The 1070-nt window shown below is 41.3% G+C and carries 1 protein-coding gene and 1 pseudogene; both read left to right on the top strand.

The annotated features are described in order from the left end of the window. Positions 1–180: pseudogene (locus BLR43_RS13705) on the top strand (IS3 family transposase); the annotation flags it as partial. Further along, positions 126–1052 carry an IS3 family transposase gene (locus BLR43_RS13440; RefSeq protein ID WP_143007466.1) on the top strand — a complete coding sequence of 309 codons (927 nt, stop codon included), beginning with the start codon at positions 126–128 and terminating at the stop codon, positions 1050–1052. The pseudogene BLR43_RS13705 and the gene BLR43_RS13440, both read left to right, overlap by 55 nt. Positions 1053–1070 lie beyond the last annotated feature (18 nt).

The following is a 1070-nucleotide window of genomic DNA, read 5'->3' as shown; positions in this document are numbered from 1 at the left end:
GTATATAAATACCGTAAAGAACAGCAAGGCGTCATGCCATCAGAAGGCAAAGCCCTAACGCCTGAATTACGGCGTATACAAGAGCTTGAAAAACAGGTCAAGCAGCTTAAGATGGAGCGAGATATATTAAAAAAGGCATCTGCTCTGCTAGCCCAAGACAATCTCAGCGTCTATCGCTAATAACCAAGCTTGCAGAGCATCATAAGCATATTAGCAAACACAAGCTATGTGAACTGTTTGGGGTTGTTAGAAGCAGCTATTACAACAGTACTAAATCTAGGTCTATAGACATTGAACTTATAAGGCTCAAAGCCTTAATCAGAGAAGTGTTTGAGCAGTCAAATGGCTCGGCTGGTGCAAGGACGATATCTGCTATCGTCACGCATCAACATGACATTAAACTCACACGCTACAGAGCAGTTAAACTGATGGCACAAATGGGGTTGATTAGTCGACAGATAAAATCACATAAGTACAGGCGTTGTGAAAAATTCCATAAAGTTTATGGAAACATACTAGACCGTCAGTTTGCGCCCACTGCACCAAACCAAGTGTGGACAGGTGATGTTACTTATATTCGTATCAAAGGCGGATGGTGTTATTTAGCCATCATTATGGATTTATATGCTCGACGTATTGTTGGTTTTGCCTTGTCAGATAGCCCGAATACCCAGCTGACCACATCTGCACTAAAAATGGCATATCACATAAGACTTGAGCCTAAAGGCGTGCTGTTTCATTCAGATCAAGGCAGTCATTATACCAGTGAAGAGTATGCTAAATGCGTAGCCAAGTGCAATGGTATGTCGCATAGTATGAGCCGACGAGGCAACTGTTGGGACAATGCACCTACAGAGAGGTTCTTTAGAAGCTTTAAGACAGAGTGGATGCCAAAAAACGGCTATGACAATATTGATGAGGCTCAGCAGGCAGTAAATGATTATATTTGGGGCTATTATCAAAGTGTAAGACCACACAGCTTTAATGAGTATTTAACACCGAGCGAGAAAGAGAGACTTTATTTCAACAAAAACCTCTTAAGTACTGTCTAAAAATATTTGACCACTACA

Source organism: Psychrobacter pacificensis (assembly GCF_900101915.1).
GTDB classification, from domain to species: domain Bacteria; phylum Pseudomonadota; class Gammaproteobacteria; order Pseudomonadales; family Moraxellaceae; genus Psychrobacter; species Psychrobacter pacificensis.
The sequence above is the reverse complement of the archived record's forward strand: the minus strand, read 5'-3'. Positions and strand labels throughout refer to the sequence as shown.